We start from the raw sequence: 19,813 nt of genomic DNA, 5'->3' as shown, positions 1-19,813 counted from the left end.
ACTTTTAATAGTGAAAATTAGACCCTTTATCAGAGTCATCTGATTACTACTTAACTCGATAGACAATTTTTAATCCATGAATGGACTTTATATAGAATACTCTTGGTGGTGGATGTTTTTTAGTATTCTGCTTTGTGCAGGTGCCACCTATCTGCTTTATACAAAAAAACAAGTTTGGACAGTAAACATTAATAGAATATTGATTGTTCTTCGTTTCTCTGCGTTGATGATCATAATGTTCTTATTACTTGATCCAATGTTCAAAAGTATTGAACGCTATTTCGAAAAACCGATCGTATCCTATATCATTGATAATTCTGAATCAATGACTGCAACAATTCCTAAAGAAAAATTGAATGCATCTTTAAGTGAAGTTATCGCATCTGCAGAAAAATTAGAAGACCAAGGTTATAAAACAAAATTCTATACTATTGATGGTGAGCAGGTTGAAAGTGAAGATCTAGCTTCTTTGGATTTTAACTATAAAGTAACAAACCTAAGTAAGTCTATTCAACGACTAGAAGAATTAAATGAACATGAAAATCTAGCTGCCATCACATTGGTGTCTGACGGTATTTTCAATCAAGGTTTTTCTCCATTGTACTTACCTTCAGTTGTGCCTATCTATACCTTGGGTATTGGGGATACAATTCCTCAAATTGATCTTCAAGTCAAAGATCTTTATACCAACCGTGTAGCTTATATGGGGAATAAATTCCCTATTCTAGCAGAAATTGTCAATGAGGGCTTTTTAGGAAAAGAAGTAGAAGTAGAATTAGTGAATCGTGGAAAGATCCTGGAAAGAAAAAGATATAAAATTAGCAATGAAAAAGGATTTGAACAGATAGAGTTTTTAGTAGAAGCCAAGAAAAATGGTTATCAAAAATATTCTGTAAATGTAAAACCTTTGGATGGTGAATTCTCTAAGGAAAACAATTCTAAGTCTGTTTATGTAGAAGTAATTGAAGGAAAAGAAAAAGTGTTGTTGATCGCAAATGCACCACACCCTGATATTAAAACAATTCGTTCTGCTGTAGAGAAAAACAAAAACTATGAATTGCATATCTATATTCCTGGTCTTAAAATGAAAGACGGAAAAGGGTATGATAAGAAAGCAAAGTATGACTTAGTGATTCTTCATCAATTTCCAAATGTCAAAAGAAATGCAGCACTTTTTTTACAAAAGCTAAAGAAAGAAAATATGCCTTTCTGGTATATTATCGGAGATAACACAAATATTAATACTTTTAATAAAATGAATTCTCTATTGACAATTCAAGGTTATAGAGGACAAAAAGATAAAGTAACAGCAGCTTTTGAGGATAAATTCACTCTGTTTACTTTCCCTAAGGAAAAGAAAGAATTGATTCATAAAATGGCTCCCATTGAAGTGCCTTTTGGTGAATATAAAATCAATGCCGGTAAAGTATTGGCAAATCAACAAATTGGTAGCGTGAAATCTTCTAAACCTTTGGTGATGATGGGAGAGGTAGCAGGAGTAAAAGAAGCTGTTTTCGTCGGAACAGGTCTATGGAAATGGAGATTACAAGAAGGTCTTTTACAATCAGAAGAAATGGCCGTAGATGATATGATTAGTAAGATCATTCAATATTTATCTACAAAGACAGATAAACGACGTTTTAGAGTCAATACAACTACTGCTGAATATTCTGATATCGAAGATGTGGTCATTGAAACAGAAGTTTACAATGATATCTACGAATCTATTTATGGACAGACTATTGATTTGGTAATTACTAATGAAAATGGTGAAAAGATGTCTTACACCTACCTCAACTCTTCACCTTATTTTAAATATCACATTACAGATTTGGAAGAAGGTTCATATAAATATGTTGCTTCCACTGAATTGGATGGTAAAAAAGAATATTCTTCTGGAAATTTTGTGGTGAGAGCAATGGAGTTAGAAGCCTTAAACCCAACAGCAAATTTTTCACTCTTAAGAGGCGTAGCTGATAAAACAGGTGGAGAATTTTATGATCAAGCTTCAATGAGTAGTTTTCCACAGCCATTATTGGATAAAAAATCACCACAGAGGATTCATTCCGAAGAAAAATATAAAGAGTTAGGTTCTAACTATTGGATTTTGAGCCTATTGTTATTAGTACTCATTGCAGAATGGGTATTACGAAAAATGCATGGAGGATTTTAAACAAAATATTAAAACAATATTTAATCTGTTTACGTTATTTCTGTAAGGTAAATATTTAAATAAATGGTCGAATATTTGTTTAAATTTATTTGGTGTAAATTTTACATTAAATCCAATGGAATCATAGGTAATTTAAAGTATTCATTTACTTTTGTACTGTAATTTATTTACACTTTTCGAAAAGAAAAAAACACTTTAAACATAAAATCAGCAAGTAGAATTACTGTAATTCATTATGCATTTCAACACATTAACCACAAAAGAGAAAGCGCTGAAAATTAATCTAGATCCATCCGTTTATGGATCTTTAGCTGAAATTGGAGCAGGACAAGATGTTGCTGCTAACTTTTTCAAAGCCGGTGCAGCATCAGGTACTATTGCAAAGACAATCTCTGCTTATGATATGTCTTTTTCAGATGCAATCTATGGTCCTGAACCTGGTGGTCGTTACGTTTGCCAAAGTAGAGTAGAAAGAATGTTGAAAAAGGAATATCGTTTACTTGGTGAGCGTCTTCCAAAACGAAAAGATGAAACAAGATTCTTCGCTTTTGCTGATACGGTTGAACAAATCAACTTTAACAGAACTAATCAAGGTCACGGTTGGTTAGGTATTAGATTTCAAAAAACTCCGAATACAGCACCTAATGAAGTTGTATTACATGTTGAGTTAAAAGATAATGATCCACTTTTACAGCAAGAAACAATAGGTACTTTGGGTGTTAACTTAATTTATGCTTGTTTCTATAAAACAGATGATGTTGACGAATTCTTAAGTTCTTTAATGGATGGTCTAAGTATTCACAAAATCATCGTGAATTATGCACGTGTAAGTGGCCCAGATTTCTTAGATGTTGATAATAGACTGTTGAGTTTATTATTGGTGAAAAACGGTCTAGCTAAAACGACAATGTTCGGCCCTGATGGACAAGTTGCATTACCTCAAGATTTCCTTTACAAAAAGAACATCCTTGTTCTTAGAGGTCGATTTAGACCTATTACAAAGGTAAATATCGATATGATGGAACGCTCTTTTGATCACTTCAAGAATGATCCTGAGGTAGATGAAAATAATATTGTAACAGTAGCCGAGTTAACTTTAGAAAACTTAAGGATTTCTGAAGATCGAAAGAAAGATGAGAAAGATTTCTTAGATCGTGTAGATATGCTTTGCTCTCTAGGTTACACTGTAATGATCTCAAAATACCAAGAATATTACCGTTTAACGAACTACTTATCTCGCTTTACAAGAGGTAAGAAAATTGGTGTAGCGGTAGGTATTTACAACTTAGAATATATCTTCAACCCTGAATATTATAGTCACCTTAAAGGAGGAATATTAGAAGCGTTCGGTTTCTTATTTGGTCGTAATATTAAACTTTATGTTTATCCGTCACTAAAAAGAGACCATATTCATGAAGGAGCAAGTGATGATGATTTAATGACAAGTAAATCTATTCATCTAGGAGAAGCACAAAAAGCACTTTTCCAAGCAATGGTAGACAATGGAAAAATTGAAGATCTTAAAGATTGTAACAAGGATAACCTTAATATCATCTCCGATAAAGTACTTGAATTAATCAAATCAGGTAGTAATGAATGGGAAGTTATGGTCCCTCAAGTGGTCGTTGAACAAGTGAAACAATATTGTTTATTTGACTATCCTTGTTCTTTAGAAGAGAAAAAGAGAATTGAGGAAGCTAGAACAGAATCTACAAGAAGGCGACAACGTAAAATTTTTGAGAAATCAGATGCTTAGTTTAATCATAAAAAAATGTCACTTTTCAAATTACTGAGAAGTGACATTTTTTTTAAATATGATATGACTTTGTAGTTGTCTTATTTCCGACTAGAATAGAATTGGTAAGTTCTCCGCCAATTCCACCAGAATTTTGAGCAGTTTTAATAATGTAACGTGCTTCTCTTAAGCGTTGATGTACAGCTTCCCAAACTGAACTTTTACTTTCAGTAGAGGTTGGTTCTTCTTCATAATACGATTGGAAATCTTTCTGTTGATAAAAGATTGGGAAAAGCATTAAGTTTGTATTTTTACTCACCTGTTGCCTTCTCAAATACGTAAATGAGTGACCAGAGTGCATCCACAAATAGTTTGTGAAAATATTACGGTCATGGTTCTTATTACTCTCTGTTTGAATCACACAAACATCAATTTGATAAGGACGTTTTAACTTTTTATTCAACTCCCATTCAATATATTTTTTCATTGAAGAAGGCTTATCTCTTAAGTCCACAGAGATTAATGTCAATTGGAAAGTAACCTCTAATTCTTCTGGTAATAATGCATCCAGCATGGGAATTAAGTTTTCATCCATTTCACCCAGATCTTTCAAAAGATAATTATCAATAATCACCATTGAATTGTGTGGATGTCTAAAACGTTCTAATTGACTCCATTTTTCGAAACGTTTTACCGCTCCTCTGTCTTTTGTGACATTATAAAGTGACCAATTAAACATAAATCCTGCTTTAGCTCTCACACGATTAGGATTCAATGTCATTAGTCCATATTTCTTTTCAATTTCCTCACATTCAGAGCTACTTTTATCTAAAAAGAACATCGTCTGAGGCATTGTTTTCTTACTTACATCTTCAAGTTGATCAAAAGCTTCCGCCTCACAACGTAAAGAAGATCCACCAGAAGAAGCATTTTTCAACATCTTCTTAATGTAAGGGTTTGTCTTACTCATCTGAGACAATTGCGTAGGATCTACATCCAAACGCAAGTCAGCCTGTTTGTTTAAAAATGAGTAAAAATCTAACCAAGTTCTACTCCATTCCATATCGTCCAACTCATCTTCTAGAGACGGTCGCTTTCTGAAGAACTCAGTAAGAGAATTTATATTCGCGTATGTTGTAATACGTTCCATAGTCTTGAATGATTAAAGTAGCAGAGTATCTAGAATTGTTTTAAGTGGAAAAGCTCAATCGCTATATTATCCGCTTCATCGAAGAAGCCCTCTCCAAATTCATTATCCAATTCTCCATCTTTTAGGATATTTAATAATGCCACTTGAGATTTTCCTTCTGGTACTCGCTCTGGGTTGTATAAGTAGTATATTTTAGATTGGTAAGGCGTGATTTTTCTTTTTGCCGTCCAATACTGTAGTTTTCTGATTAGGTATTCAGAGTGTGTTTCAATTAAAAAGTCAGTTTGATACCTCAATGAAGCATCAATGATTAAATCTGCTAGTTTAGATTGTAATCTAGGGTGAAGATTTGTCTCCGGTTCTTCAATCAATAAAGAACGATGATCATTAAGGGCAATTTTCAATAGAATAGGTAAGAGTTGAGAAATACCATATCCTAAATCAGCAAGATCTAAAGCTTGCCCTTTTTTATTTGTAATGATAACATCGGAGGCAATTCCTTTTACAGAATTGATTTGAATATCGTGTCCTATTTCAAATTCTTGGATCCATCGTCTGACAAACTCTTTAGCTTTCTCATCAGCATTTTTTCCAAATTCAAAAAGAAGATCACTTAATACATTTCCTTCCGTATGTAATAAAATTCTCTTCGTACTACCTCTTTGTGCTTCTAATAGACCAAAGTTGAAAAGTTTTCCACACGATTTGAAAACATGTTTAATTCCTTTTACTCCATCTTCCAGCATTTTCAAGAAGCCACTTTGTAATACTTTATCGATATTTACCTCAAAAAGCTTTGCATATTGCTCACTAGTCAATGGTAGTTCAGGAAGACGATCCAATTCTTCTAATGAATTGTAAGCAGGATTTAATTCTAATAACTTTCGATCTTCATTGTCCAAAAGAGGAGTATCTCTTAATAAGAAACCAATTGATGCCATCTTAAAACCACTTCCATCTTCTTTTCTTTCCGCAAGAAGACGAACCAAATCATTCTTTTTGAAATTATTGATTTTTTTGATTTTAGATTGATGTTCTGTCATATAGGCATTCATTCTAGAGCCTAACAATAACAGGACTTTTTTATGCGTGATCTCTGCAATAGCATTAATTAGATTTTCATCCTTAATGCCTAATTCTTTCTTTAATTTATCTTTATTGATGGCAAAGACTTTCTCAACTGGAGCATCTGTATTAAAGCCTGCTCCATATTCATATAGGTTTTGAAGATCAAAGAAACTTGTAAATACAGGAATCTCACCGTCTGTTTTAATATAATCTCCTCTATGTCCAGCAGCTAACAAATAACTATTGCCATTTTCACTACCTACATAATGTAAACTACCATTACTAAGTGGAGTGTAGATTAATTTTTTCTTACCAGTAAAGCGCTCGCTGTAAGCCAGTTCAATATGACAAAGTTTTCCTTCTTTACTATCGTAATGTAATTCTAGAAATAACCTTTCCGTGGTATTTAATCCAACAGGTTTGAATGTATACACAATATCTTTTGAGCTGATATTTAAAATATCTTTTACCAAAGATGACATTGGAATATCCATTTCTAGCCAAGAGACTAAAGCAGAACGTAATTCTTCAACGTCCGTAATGTCATTTTTTTCAATTACTTCCTTCCAACGATCATTATGTAATTTCGTTTCTTGTTCACTACGAGTAGGAGTGACCTTTGCTTCTGTGAGATGTTTCAGTTTTTTGATACCTCTTAATTCATGCTCACGATGTTTTTCGTACCAAGCTTTTTTGATAAGATCTGCAAAGAATGCACCTGATAAATTATTGGGTATCTTAATTCCTTCATCAAAAGGAATTTCTAATTCTTCAATTCTATAAATGATTTTTGAAGCCAATTCAAAAAGAGACTCAATGTTTCCTTCCGTAATTCTTTCTTCAAAAGCGATATGTAATAATTTATGCAGTAATTTTTTTACCTCTTCTGTACTTTCTATCTCTTTATTTCTTGTCAATTTTTGAATATGACGAATCATTAATTGTGCTCTGTGGACCAATTCTCCACGAAGAAAATACATCCAGTTTTTCCAGTTTGGAATCTGTAATAAGTCTTGAAAACTTTCTACATTTTCCAAATCTGCATATGCAATTGAAATACTTCTTTGCCCAAGCTCAAATCTTTTAAAAGGAGCATTACCAGGTTGTGGAGCAAATTCTAAAGTAAATTTGATTGGTTTATTCTCATCCGTATCGTGATTTCTAGCCTTTGAAATGTTACCAAGGTTATGGTAAGGACCTCTAAAGTCGAGCTCTTCCAATCTATTTTTGATACCATTATCTTGAAGTAATAACAAGGCTTTAAACAGTGAGCTTTTTCCACTACTGTTTGTACCTGTCAATACATTCAAAGGTGAAAATGTAAAAGTAGTACGGTCTTTGAAAACTCTGAAGTTTTCTAAAGTTAGGCTTTTGATATTGGCCATAATGAGGTTTATTAATCAGTCTATAATACAGAATAGATGTTGCTAGAGTGTATAAATATAAAGATTTAAAGGAATTGTAGTTTTCCTTCTTTTCAGGCTATTTATAGAAGAACTAGGCTAATACTGCTATTTAATCCCACAAATGTAAGATATTATAGACATTTAAACAAGTGTTAATAATTGGATTTTACATTGATGATCAAGAGTGGTGATCAATGTTGAGCGCTTTATTTTATGGAGCAGTGAAGTCAATATTTGCATGGCTTCCATCACAATATGGTTTATTGTTTGATGCCCCACATCTACATAAAGCGATTTGTTCCTGTTCCAAGTTTTTAGTTTTTCCTGCTAAAGTCATTTTCATTTTACCTTTTACTAAGACAGGGCCATTTGGTAAAACGGTGATTTCGGTGTCAGTAACATTAGATGCGTCAGAATTAGGAGGTGCATCTTCTTCAATTTTTAATGACAAAGCTTGTGAAGGGCAGTTTTTTACTGTAAAAATAATATCTTCTGTAGTACCTCCTTCCATATTGACCCAAGGACGTTTTTGTGGATCAAATACATTAGGTAAGCTGTTAAAACATTTTGTAGAATGAGTACATTTATCAGGTTCCCAAACTACTGTGATATCTCCATTTGTATATGTTTTTTTCATAAGTGTTGTTTTTTGGGTGAAAAAGATTGAGTAATCATGGAATATACTAAACATCGTCATTAGAATAAAGAATAATAACTGAAATTCTTAGAAGGAATATCATTTTATTAATTACCTTATAATGAAATGTTTAAAAAGCCATTTTTTATATGTATTATACTTTATCTTTATCTATTAAAGTGGACTAACTCTCTATTTTTACCCAAAACATAAAGTTTTAAAACACTAATTCTAATTGCGATTAACCAAAGTTCATCTCTTATGAGTGAAAACAATAAAAATAATAGACATTTATTTACATCCTTCAAACGTTTAGCAATAACTACATTGAGTATTCGTGAAGGATCTGACCCTGAAGCGACAATTGAAGGAATCCGAAAAGATATAAGTTTCAAAGGACATGCAGCCTGGATTTTAATTTTTTCAATTTTTATTGCCTCAATTGGACTAAATTCAAACTCTACTGCGATTATTATTGGAGCCATGCTTATCTCACCGTTAATGGGGCCAATTTTAGGTATTGGGACAGCTATTGGCATCCAAGATGTGGACATGATGAAACGAGCTTTAAAAAACTTAGGAATAGCTGTTTTTATCAGTTTAGCAACGTCGACTTTATATTTTGCGTTGACTCCTATTAATCTTGAACAATCAGAATTACTAGCGAGAACTAAGCCTACTATACTTGATGTTTTTGTTGCTTTTCTAGGTGGTTTATCTGGGATTATTGCAGGTTCGAGAAAAGAGAAAAGTAATGTAATTCCTGGTGTAGCAATTGCAACAGCCCTAATGCCACCGTTATGTACAGCAGGGTATGGATTAGCGAGTGGAAACTATAATTATTTCTTTGGTGCTTTTTACTTATTTTTTATCAATTCAGTTTTCATTAGTCTTTCCACTTTTATGGTGGTTAAATTTTTGAAATTCCCTGTGAAAACGTTCATTGACCGCAATCGCTATAAAAAATATAGAGGGCTATTAATTGCTTTTCTAATCGTTATAGTAACTCCTAGTGCTGTTATCTTTTGGAATGTAATTCAAGAAACACGTTTCAAAATTGCAGTTGAAAATTTCATAGCAGATAACACGCATTTCGAAAATAGTGAATTGGTAACCTCAAGGATCACTTTTAATGATACATTATCAGTAATCGATCTTTATTACATCGGTGAACCTATCACTGAAAATCAAGCAGTATTCTTAAATGAAATGATTCCAAGGTATGGATTAAATTCTAAATCTGATGAAATGATACCTCTGACACAAAGTACAGAAGTGAGAATTCATCAACAGGGTGGGCAAGATTTTGATATCAATGAAAAGTTTGAGAAATATAGTAATGACCTTCATTTAAAATTACTCAAAGATATTTATACGAAAAATGATGAAATTATTCGAGATAAAGATCTAAAGATAAAGTTATTGGAAAAACGTATTTATAATCTTACAAAAGCTCAGGCCGATACATTACCATTACAACAGATCTCAAAAGAATTAAAATTCCAATTCCCTCAAGTTCAGAAGTATTCGATTTCAGAAATTAAAGTTCAATCTTGGAAAGGAGATAGCCTAATGGTCAAAAAAAAACCTGTTTTACTTTTGAAATTTGATAATACAATCAATCCAAAAACAAAACAGGGGAAAGCATTGATACTCAAAGCTGAAGAATGGATTAGGATTCGTCTAAATGATCCAAACATCAAAGCAATGGTCTTTTAACTAGTTTTTACTCAGTGCTTCGAAACGTTTCTTTTTAAGTTGGAGTTGCCCAAACATGTACTCAATATCATCATTACTTTTGATAATATGATAAGAGATTGAGAAACGATTCTCATGAGAAGCTAACGCCTCATGTGGTTTGATTTTTATTGATGAAGGAAAGTGCCATACAGAAAAGTTGTATGAGAGATACTTAATCATTTGTACATTGTCTTTCATCTGATAAAAATGTTCAAAAATCTCTGGTTTGTTGAATAAGTAAGTGTACTTTTTTGAAAGCCAATAATAGTAGTCAGCCCAACTTTCAATCGCATAGTATTGATCATGCGCCTCATAATAGTCATAGACTAAATTTGAAGTTGAAAGGGAATCACTTTTACTTCCTCTACCCATAATATGCGGAGGAGGAGAGTCAACAAACGCAGAATAGTCGTCAAATTCATCTACTGAAATTTCTTTGTAAGATTCTGTTGATGATTGAGCTTGACATAACAAAGTACTGATAGTTAAAGTAACAATTAAAGTTAGTAATCGCATAATTGATTTATTTAGCAAGAGAGATAGATAATATTGTGTCTTTAATGTAATAAATTATTTACATTTATTTAAATATTTCTAAATATAAACACTTTATAATCTGTGTTTTAACAAAATATCCATCCTTTTATTATCAAAATACAAGGATGGATATTTTATTTATGAATATCGAAATGATATATCTGTTTTAATATGAAATCTTAATGATTAAATGTCTTTTGGTAAGAGTTTATTTAATATTACGCCTCCTAATGCTGCAATTGTTAATCCTGAAACTGCAATAGAATTGTAGATTGTAACCTCTTTAATTCCAATTCCAAGGACAAATATCAATGCTGCAATGATTAAATTTCTTGAATGCCCAAAATCCAATTTGGCAGAAATTAATGTTCTTACTCCCACAGCAGCAATCATCCCAAATAAAATAATTGATATTCCGCCCATAACGGGAACAGGTATAGTTTGCAGGACTGCACCTACTTTTCCGATTAAACTTAAAGCAATAGCAAATACAGCAGCTATTCTAATAACAGCTGGATCATAGACTTTTGTAACGGCTAATACTCCAGTATTTTCCCCGTAAGTAGTATTAGCTGGACCACCAATCAAACCTGCTACTATCGTTGCTAACCCATCACCTAACATCGTTTTATGAATACCAGGATTTTTGAAAAAGTTCTTTCCTACAACAGCACCATTGGTAGTAATATCTCCAATATGTTCTATGAAAACAACAAGGGCAATAGGGGCAATTGCAAAAAATCCTGACAATGTAAATTGAGGGATAGTTAAAATTTCATCAATAGTAGTACTTGAAAAACCGATCCAATTGGCATTATAAATAGCAGTGTAATCGACAACTCCCATTAATGCTGCAACTCCATAACCTACAGTTACAGAAATCAATATGGGCATTAATCTGAAGAAAGAATTTTTCAACATTGAAGAAATTACCATAGTTACAATAACTGAGAGAGAAATTAGAAGACTTTGATTGTCAAAAGCTCCGTCTTTGTAACCCGCCATATTTAAAGCAACTGGGCTAAGTCGAAGTCCGATTACCATTATTGTAGGTCCAATGACAATTGGAGGAAAGAAGGATTGAACTCTTTTTACACCAAATGTTTTTATGATAAAAGACATTAGAACATAAACCAATCCTGCACCAATAATACCAGCTTTTACAGCTCCCAATCCTTCACTTTTTAAGACTAAGCTAATTGCTCCAATGAATGCGAACGATGAGCCAAGAAAAACGGGGACTATTTTATTGGTAACCTGATGAAATATCAACGTTCCTATACCAGCTGCGAATAATGCTAATACAGGGTTTAAACCAGTAAGGAATGGAACGAGAACGGTAGCACCAAACATGGCAAGTACATGTTGAATGCCTAATAAATATTTTGTTTTGCCTGAAATAGAATCCATGATAATAATTAAAGTATCTACAAACTGCACAAAAGTAGAGAGTTCTATTTCAATTCACTGATGACATTCGTTGTTGTTTACCTGTGTTGAGGTTTATTAAATAATAAAGGTCACCTTCGTACAAAAGTGACCTTTAGAATTAAGCATTTGCTTCTTTTTTTAATGTTATTTCAGTGATTTCTGGATCCATTCCTATACGACCAGCGTATGCATGGTATCCAAAACCACGATTGACATAAAGTTTTTGTTTTCCTTTTTCATAAAGACCTGCCCATCTTGGATATTTATATTGAACAGGACTCCATTTAATACCTGGAATCTCAATGCCAAATTGCATACCATGCGTATGACCTGATAAAGTTAAGTCCATATCTTTATGATCTAAGACTTGTTCATCCCAATGTGAAGGGTCATGAGATAATAGGATTTTAAATGGAATTTCATCTAATCCCTCATTTGCTTTTTGAATATCTCCAAGTTGAGGGAAAGGCTTTAAGCCCCAGTTTTCGACACCTACAATACCAATTTTTTCTCCGTCTATCTCTAAAGTCCTATTTTCATTCAACAACAAGTCAAAGCCCATATCACGATTTCTTTGCTTGACAGTATCTAAGTTTTGAATTTTTTCAGTAGCCGAATTCCATTGTACATAATCACCATAATCATGATTACCTAATATTGAATACATCCCTTTTTTAGCTTTCAATTGTTTAAATACTTCGACCCATCCATCTGTTTCTGAAGCATAATTATTGACGAGATCACCTGTGAAAAAGATCACATCAGGTTCTCTGTCATTAATCATTTTTACTGCTTTTGCTACAGAATCGTGCCCCTTAGGAAAACTCCCAATATGAATATCTGAAATATGAATCACTTTTAACCCATCAAAAGCATCAGGAAGGTTATCAAAGGCCAAAGTTTTTTTGATTACCCTAAAGTTAAATCGTCCTTTTGTTAATCCATAAGCAAAAGCTCCAAGAGGAATTGTTGCTAATCCAGCTCCGACAAATGTCAAAAACTTAGTTCTTGAAATAGGTGTGCCACTAGGGTTTATTTTATCTTTTTCTCCAATAAAAAAGTGAATCATCTTATTGATTGCAAAAGTAATGTCATCAGCACCATGGAATATATTGAATACCAATTTTGTAGCTAAAGACATTAAAATAAAGGCATTAATTGTGAATATTGTATTGGTAAAGGCTGGGTCTCTAAACTTATCACTGTTTAAAACCATCCAGCCTAATGCTATGTAAATACCTGCACTTTCTAACCAAAATAATATAGTTGAAATTTGTTTGACAATGTTTTTACTATTCTCAGTAATTAGACGTATTCCTTTGAAAGCATATAAATCGATCGCCAATAAGATTGCGAAAGCTATACCAAGGAAAATTAAAAATCTGCTATTCATAGTATATTTTTTTGTTTGACACTTTTATCTGTTTAAACAACTATTATACTATAAGGTATAAACTGACAAATTGTCTTAAAGTTTTATTTATGTCCTAAAACTCTTTTAAAATAGGCTTTTAGGTAATCATTAGTGGGTTTAAAACGGTAATTCTGTTCTGTATATTCTAATGAACCATCTTCTTTTTGTGAGATATGGTATTCAAAAACAAACTTTCCTTGTTCTTTACCTCTCCATCCATCAAAAGTACCAAAGCGAAGATCGTTAATAATGTAATCACCATCTTTCTTATCTACGGTGTAAAAACCTTTTGTAATGTATTTAAGCTTCTCAATTTTAGGTTCTTGAGGCAACTCATCTAATAGCTCATGATGATGAGGATAATAGATAAAGTCAACCTTTTTATCTTCATCAAAAATAGAATAAAAACCAGTGTAATAACCTTCTTTGGTTTCAAAAGTAGTTGCCCAAAGCCAGATGTTTAAAGGTGTAGGTTTTGTTATAAAATCAGAATACTCAATATTTTCATCTGCAATATTTTCTTTAAATACAGTATTTGCCTTGTCTTGTAATATAAATCCTAACGCTAAATAAAGCGTGCTTATCCCCAAACCACAGTAATTCAATATTTGTCTTTTCTTTGAGTTTTTAGGTTGGAATAAAGCAAAGATCAACAATATCATAAAAGGTAATGTATAATGTGGGTCAACTACAAAAACTGTGTATGTGGCATATCCGTAAGGTGTAAAAGGAAATAACAATTGAGTACCCCAAGTTGTACAAGTATCTAATAAAGCATGAGTAAGGAAACCTAAAAAATAAAGTAATGTCCAATCTTTCCAAGTGTCACCATTTTTTCCTTGCCATTTATAGGAGAGGAAACCAAACAATGGAGAGGCTAATAAACAAAATAGAAAGGAATGGGTGATACTTCTATGGTACATTAATTTTTCAACTGCATCAAACCATGGAGAAGCAAGTACATCTAAATCAGGTATTGTACCAGCAATCGCTCCAAAAATAGCAGCTTTGAACCCTATTTTTCTACCTAAAACAGCTTCTCCAATTGAAGCTCCTAATACAACTTGCGTAAGTGAATCCATAAATAATTTGTTAAAATAAATTAAAATAAATGCACTTGTAATCCTCTGAAGTTACTAACACTGTGCACTTGCCATACTTTGTGAAATTCGGAGAAATAATTGTTATAATCTAATGTGAGGAAGTTTTTTTAAAAAAGTTTTATTAAATAAGTAACTTTTCAGGACATACATTTTTTAACTAAATTTTAAGAAGGAACCTCAACAACTTTTCAATCTAACTTATCTAATATTACTATGAAAATTAGACATTTAATCATTGCTAGTATTGCCGCATTTTCATTCATTGCGTGCGCTCAAGAAGAAAAAAAAGATGAAGCTGCTGAAGAAGTAAAATCTGAAGAAGTAGTGGAAGTAGTCAAAGAAGAAGTGGTAGAAGTAACTGCTCCAGATTCTACTGCAGTTGTTGAAGCAGATTCAACTGTTGCTGAAGAAGTGGAAGTTACAGAAGAAACTAAAGTAGCTGAAGTGAAAGAAGAAGTAAAAGAGGAGAAAGCTGCTGAATAATTATTTTATTCAAAAAAAAGAGGGTTGATTCATTTCAACCCTCTTTTTTTTTATGTTTTATTCAATGTATTAAATTGTTGATGAGAAAATTCTAGATTGTGGTTTAGCATCTAGCATTCTAGCATCCAAAGTCATACATATATTTCTTACAAAAGGACGTCCTTTTTCTGTTACTTCTAATTTATGCTGTTCAAGAATGACTAACTTATCATTGATCATTTCTTCAAGTTTTTCTCCTAAAGTCTGGAATAATGGGAAATGAGCAGTTTGTTCATCCCATGTAGTTTCAAAATGACACATGACATTTAATATGTGTTTTCTGACTAATAAATCCTCTTCAGAAAGAATATGTCCTCTATAGATAGGTAACTTTCCTTCATTCACGACAGCCTTATATTCTTCGACTTTTTTGATATTTTGAGCAAAAGAAGTCCATGAGTCAGAAATTGAAGAACATCCCAAACCAACCATTAATTGTGTATAAGTAGGAGCATAGCCCATAAAATTTCTATGCAGTGCTTTTTTAGAAGTAGCAATTGCCAAAGGATCTGTTGGTAATGCAAAATGATCCATCCCAATTTCTACATATCCAGCTTCTTCAAACATCTCTTTTCCTATTTCATACAAAGCTCTTTTTTCTTCATTTGAAGGAAGGTCTTCTTCAGAAAAGCCTCTTTGGCCTGGAGCAGTCCAAGGCACATGAGCATAGGAATAATACGCAATTCGGTCAGGACGTAATGAATTTGATTTCTCAATAGTCTCTTTTACACAGTCCAATTTTTGGAAAGGTAAACCAAATACCAAGTCAAAGTTGATAGAACTATAACCGATTTCTCTTGCTTTATTCGTAACGTGTTCAACTTGTTCAAAAGATTGGACACGATTAATTGCTTTTTGAACGATTGGATCAAAATCTTGTATACCTAAACTTAATCTAGTAAATCCTACTTCAAATAAGGCTTCTAAGTGCTCATCAGTTGTATTTACAGGATTTGCTTCAAAACCTAATTCAGCATCTTCACATTTGTCTGCAAATTCAAATATTCCATTGATCAAACGCTGAAGGTTCTCTGGACTAAAGAAAGTAGGTGTTCCACCACCTAAGTGAATTTCTTTGATACGTGGACGTTCTTCTCCAAAGATAGCAATGTACATTTGCCATTCTTTTAGTAAAGCATCAATATAAGAATCTTCAACACTATGGTTAATCGTGATTCTTTTGTTACATCCACAGAAAGTGCATAATTTCTCACAATATGGAAGATGGATATAAACGCTAATTCCATCTTTAGAATTACTCGTTTTGAAAGCATCTGAAACATGCTGACTCCATTGTTCTATTGTTGGATCATTATCCCAATATGGTACAGTTGGATAACTTGTGTATCTAGGACCTGGGACATTATATTTTCTGACAAGCGTTTTATTTTCCATAATCAAAGTTAACTGAGAAATTTCCGCGTAAATCTAAGTATACAAAATTTTCATTTTGATGATGAAAGTCTACTATTTGTTACTTTTTTATTAATAAAAATCAATATTTAGTATTTAAATATTATTTCAATTTGATTATTAATTAATTGGTAATGAGTGTTATGTATATAATTTGTGTAATTGTCTTTCTATATTTAAATTAAAATACACATTAAAATATTGATATTCAGTATATTAATTTGTTTGTGTTGTTGTTTTTATTGCATAATTGATTCTTAAGATTCATTAAACCTAGCTTATTGGATTATTTCGTAATTTCATCCCTATAATTTAGCTTTTTAAACTCATTGAAAATGAAAAAAAAGGAACTACTTGCGAGGAAATTACTAGCATGGAATATCAAACATTTGATATCATCATCTAAGCTGACATCTTATGATATAGCCATTTGTTTTGCACCCGAATTTTTGGTGAAGGTGAACGGTCGAGAGTACCACGCGAATCATGAAGTGTACCTTCAATATTTAGTAGGTTTTAAGTCCAATATTGATGCAATAGATTACAATGTTCAAGAATATGTTTGCAACGATGATAGTGTGGTTATCATCATGCACCCGGCTATTACTCGTCTAGATAAGTCTGTGGAAACTTTTGAAACAATGCTTTTATTAAAGTTTGATGAAAATGATTTAATAACATCTTGGCAGGAAGTTTATATTAAAAAGTAATTCTGTATATCAATTTTAGTATAGTGTGAATTTCTTATCTTTAAAAAAGAGAAAATTAGATAAGGATGAAAGCATATTGTATAAGTGGACTGGGAGCAGACTTCAGAGTATATTCGACTTTGGATATTCATTGCGAAAAAGTTGACTTAGCTTGGATCTCTCCTCATAAAAAGGAAAGTTTAAGAACTTATGCGTATAGACTTTCTAAAGTAATTGATACGACTGAAGAATTCATAATTATAGGAGTCAGTTTTGGAGGTGTGATCGCTGTAGAAATAGCAAAACTTTTAAAACCTAAAAAGACATTCCTTATCTCTACTATTGAATTGTCAAATGAACTACCTGTTCTTTATCGTTTAATGGGTAAAACTCACTTTTTGCAATATTTACCACTTCCTTTCTTTTCTATTCCTTACTCCATTGCTAAATTACTTTTCAGAACTAAAAATGTATTACTCAAACAAATACTTATTGAGACTGATTTATCTTTTGTAAAGTGGGCTGTTAATGCTCTTTTGTCTTGGCATAATGAAGAAAAAGTAATTAATGCAATTAAAATTAATGGAAATAAGGATTTAGTCTTGCACGGAAAATCAACAAACTATCTTGTAGAAGGTGGTGGACATTTCATGATTGTAGATAATGCTTTTGAAATTTCAACAATAATCAATACATATCTTTTATAATTGAACTTATACATAATAAACTAATAGGGTCTTTTTAATATAGATTTGATAAACTACAAGTTAAATTAATTCTAAAAATGTTCGGACTACTCAAACAAAACCTCTGTAAAAAAGCAACAACTACTCAAAGTCATCATTATAATTATTGTGGAACTTGTAAAACAATAGGAGCTACTTTTGGTCAATCTACTCGATTTTTTTTAAACAATGATGTTGTATTTCTGTCTTCGTTATTGAATGATTTAGCAAGAAGTACGACGGATGAGAAAATAATACATCATTCCTGTTTTTCATTACCTCAAAAAGACATGATCCACCCTGTGTTTTATTACACTTCATCATTAAATGTATTTTTAACTGAAGTAAAGTTTAAGGATACAATTAATGATCATTCCGGATATAAAAAATATGTGGGGAAGAGTGGTAAGTTATTATTTACATCCTCTTTTAAAAGGGCTAAGCATAAACTATCTCAATTAGATTTTCCACTGCAAAAAATCAACTCATTATTAATTTTAAACAATGAATTAGAATTACAAAAAAATCTACCTTTAGAAAAGTATTATTCCCCTACAGCTCATATAACAGGTTTATGTTTTCAATTTGGTGCTAAATTAATTCATCAGTCTGAGGAAGTATTAAATACAATGAAAAATATAGGTGATGCTTTAGGTAAGTTAGTTTACCTTATGGATATGCATCTTGATTTAGCAAAAGATAGTATAGAGAATCATTTCAATCCTGTTATAGTGAGCAATAAAGTTTGTGAAACAGATTTACAAACTGAAATAAATACGGCTAAGCAGGCTCTATTAAATAATCTCACTTTATTAAATATTTCACCAATACTTTTAAACAGGTATTCAAAGACAATTTCAAGTTTAAATTACTATGGTGATAAGCCAGGTAGAAAAGAAGGTTTTTTCGAAAAATTACAAGGATTAAATTTTTTAGAACCTTGTTCTGAATGTGCTTGTGACAGTTGTTGTTGCGATGGTTGCGACGGATGTGGAGGTTGTGATTGTTAGCTTTTTAGTTAAATTTAAAATGTAATATTACACAATGAACTTTTAAAATAACCATTATTATGGCGACAACTACTCCTGAACATGATCAAAGAATAGCTGAAATGACTTTTGCTTCTGTCTACCCACATTATATCACGAAAGTAGAAAAGAAAGGGAGGACAATAGAGGAATTATATGAGGTGATAGAATGGTTAACAGGTTTTGATGATAAAGCTATTCAAGTTCATCTAGATAATAAATCTACTTTTGAAGTTTTTTTCAATGAGGCTACTTTGAATCCGAATGCTAATCTAATTACTGGATCAATCTGTGGGTATAAAGTTCAAGAAATTGAAAATCCTTTAACGCAACAAGTAAGGTATTTAGACAAGCTTGTGGATGAACTGACAAAAGGAAAAAAGATGGAGAAGATCTTAAGAAGCTAACTCTTTTTAGATTAAATATGAATTCAGAAATTAAAAAGTATCTTTCTTCAGAGGGTTTTGCAAAGAGTGAAATTGAAGAGTTTAATTCTATATTAACACTTCTAAAACTAAAAAAGAATGAACATTTTATCACTCAAGGTGAAATTTGTTATAAAGCAGGTTTTATCAAAACTGGGATAATTAGAAACTATTTTTTATCCGCAAAAGGTGAAGAAATAACTTATTGCTTAACCTTTCCTAATTATTTTGTAAATGCTTTTTCATCTTTTATTACTGAAAAACCAACGAAGGAAAATATACATGCTATCACTGATGTTGAAATGTTAGTTTGTTCAAAAAATGATCTAATAAGGTTACGTAAATCAAATCAAAAGTGGGATCAGTTTTTTAGAGAACTTACTGAAAAAGCATATATAAAATTAGAGGATTATGTTTTTATGCTTCAAATGGAATCTGCCGAAAATAGATATAAAACCAATAGTGTCCTAAACGTTTTCATTTCCCAAAAAAATGCTCGTTTTAGCTATTGTCAGTGTATATAATTATCCAATTTTAAAATAAAACCCCTTGCACATATATTGGCCTAGGTTTCGGAGGATCTTCAAAAGGTTTATCTAACCATTTTTTGAGATCAA

General features: G+C 31.9%; 17 protein-coding genes. 9 read left to right on the top strand and 8 right to left on the bottom strand.

All coding sequences use genetic code 11. The annotated features are described in order from the left end of the window. Positions 1-76 precede the first annotated feature (76 nt). Positions 77-2,173, top strand: coding sequence for a VWA domain-containing protein (locus ACXAHM_RS16565; protein WP_474961936.1), 2,097 nt, complete (start codon positions 77-79; stop codon positions 2,171-2,173). Between the two features lie 235 nt (positions 2,174-2,408). After that, on the top strand, positions 2,409-3,929 hold the full coding sequence (locus tag ACXAHM_RS16560; protein ID WP_474961934.1) for a TonB-dependent receptor: 1,521 nt from the start codon (positions 2,409-2,411) through the stop codon (positions 3,927-3,929). Between the two features lie 52 nt (positions 3,930-3,981). Here ACXAHM_RS16560 and ACXAHM_RS16555 read toward each other — a convergent pair whose 3' ends face one another. The 3 genes from ACXAHM_RS16555 to ACXAHM_RS16545 form a co-directional block, all read right to left on the bottom strand. Further along, positions 3,982-5,058 (bottom strand): hypothetical protein, encoded by a 1,077-nt coding sequence (locus ACXAHM_RS16555; protein ID WP_474961932.1) that lies wholly within the window; start codon positions 5,056-5,058, stop codon positions 3,982-3,984. Between the two features lie 29 nt (positions 5,059-5,087). After that, positions 5,088-7,511 (bottom strand): AAA family ATPase, encoded by a 2,424-nt coding sequence (locus tag ACXAHM_RS16550; protein WP_474961930.1) that lies wholly within the window; start codon positions 7,509-7,511, stop codon positions 5,088-5,090. A gap of 232 nt (positions 7,512-7,743) precedes the next feature. After that, on the bottom strand, positions 7,744-8,169 hold the full coding sequence (locus tag ACXAHM_RS16545) for a (4Fe-4S)-binding protein (RefSeq protein WP_474961928.1): 426 nt from the start codon (positions 8,167-8,169) through the stop codon (positions 7,744-7,746). A 261-nt stretch (positions 8,170-8,430) separates the two neighbouring features. Here ACXAHM_RS16545 and ACXAHM_RS16540 point away from each other — a divergent pair, with 261 nt between their 5' ends. Next, on the top strand, positions 8,431-9,888 hold the full coding sequence (locus tag ACXAHM_RS16540; protein ID WP_474961926.1) for a DUF389 domain-containing protein: 1,458 nt from the start codon (positions 8,431-8,433) through the stop codon (positions 9,886-9,888). On the opposite strand, the gene ACXAHM_RS16535 is transcribed toward ACXAHM_RS16540, so the two are convergent. The 4 genes from ACXAHM_RS16535 to ACXAHM_RS16520 form a co-directional block, all read right to left on the bottom strand. Next, complete coding sequence (locus ACXAHM_RS16535) at positions 9,889-10,425, bottom strand: hypothetical protein (RefSeq protein WP_474961924.1); 537 nt, start codon at positions 10,423-10,425, stop codon at positions 9,889-9,891. Between the two features lie 207 nt (positions 10,426-10,632). Then, positions 10,633-11,856 carry a uracil-xanthine permease family protein gene (locus ACXAHM_RS16530; RefSeq protein ID WP_474961922.1) on the bottom strand — a complete coding sequence of 408 codons (1,224 nt, stop codon included), beginning with the start codon at positions 11,854-11,856 and terminating at the stop codon, positions 10,633-10,635. A 139-nt stretch (positions 11,857-11,995) separates the two neighbouring features. After that, on the bottom strand, positions 11,996-13,270 hold the full coding sequence (locus ACXAHM_RS16525; RefSeq protein ID WP_474961919.1) for a metallophosphoesterase: 1,275 nt from the start codon (positions 13,268-13,270) through the stop codon (positions 11,996-11,998). Between the two features lie 83 nt (positions 13,271-13,353). Further along, positions 13,354-14,373, bottom strand: coding sequence for a metal-dependent hydrolase (locus ACXAHM_RS16520; RefSeq protein ID WP_474961917.1), 1,020 nt, complete (start codon positions 14,371-14,373; stop codon positions 13,354-13,356). A 234-nt stretch (positions 14,374-14,607) separates the two neighbouring features. Between ACXAHM_RS16520 and ACXAHM_RS16515 the strand changes: the two genes are divergently transcribed. Beyond that, complete coding sequence (locus tag ACXAHM_RS16515; protein WP_474961915.1) at positions 14,608-14,877, top strand: hypothetical protein; 270 nt, start codon at positions 14,608-14,610, stop codon at positions 14,875-14,877. 69 nt (positions 14,878-14,946) lie between these two features. Here the strand turns inward: ACXAHM_RS16515 and hemN are convergent, their stop codons facing one another. Further along, positions 14,947-16,311 carry an oxygen-independent coproporphyrinogen III oxidase gene (hemN, locus tag ACXAHM_RS16510; RefSeq protein WP_474961913.1) on the bottom strand — a complete coding sequence of 455 codons (1,365 nt, stop codon included), beginning with the start codon at positions 16,309-16,311 and terminating at the stop codon, positions 14,947-14,949. Between the two features lie 353 nt (positions 16,312-16,664). On the opposite strand from hemN, the gene ACXAHM_RS16505 reads away from it, so the two are divergent. The 5 genes from ACXAHM_RS16505 (at position 16,665) to ACXAHM_RS16485 (ending at position 19,720) form a co-directional block, all read left to right on the top strand. Then, positions 16,665-17,039 carry a hypothetical protein gene (locus tag ACXAHM_RS16505; protein WP_474961911.1) on the top strand — a complete coding sequence of 125 codons (375 nt, stop codon included), beginning with the start codon at positions 16,665-16,667 and terminating at the stop codon, positions 17,037-17,039. Between the two features lie 65 nt (positions 17,040-17,104). Then, positions 17,105-17,725 carry an alpha/beta hydrolase gene (locus ACXAHM_RS16500; RefSeq protein ID WP_474961909.1) on the top strand — a complete coding sequence of 207 codons (621 nt, stop codon included), beginning with the start codon at positions 17,105-17,107 and terminating at the stop codon, positions 17,723-17,725. Between the two features lie 77 nt (positions 17,726-17,802). Next, entirely contained in the window at positions 17,803-18,753 is a 951-nt protein-coding gene (locus tag ACXAHM_RS16495) for a DUF5685 family protein (RefSeq protein WP_474961907.1), read from the top strand. Positions 18,754-18,812: 59 nt separating this feature from the next. Further along, a complete protein-coding gene (locus ACXAHM_RS16490; RefSeq protein WP_474961905.1) occupies positions 18,813-19,178 on the top strand; it encodes a DUF2200 domain-containing protein in 366 nt (121 codons plus the stop codon). A gap of 17 nt (positions 19,179-19,195) precedes the next feature. Further along, positions 19,196-19,720, top strand: a complete 525-nt coding sequence (locus ACXAHM_RS16485) for a Crp/Fnr family transcriptional regulator (RefSeq protein WP_474961903.1) — start codon at positions 19,196-19,198, stop codon at positions 19,718-19,720. Positions 19,721-19,813: the final 93 nt, after the last annotated feature.

Source organism: Flammeovirga sp. AWQ4_249 (assembly GCF_056161045.1).
This window is presented reverse-complemented; position numbering and strand designations above follow the sequence as displayed.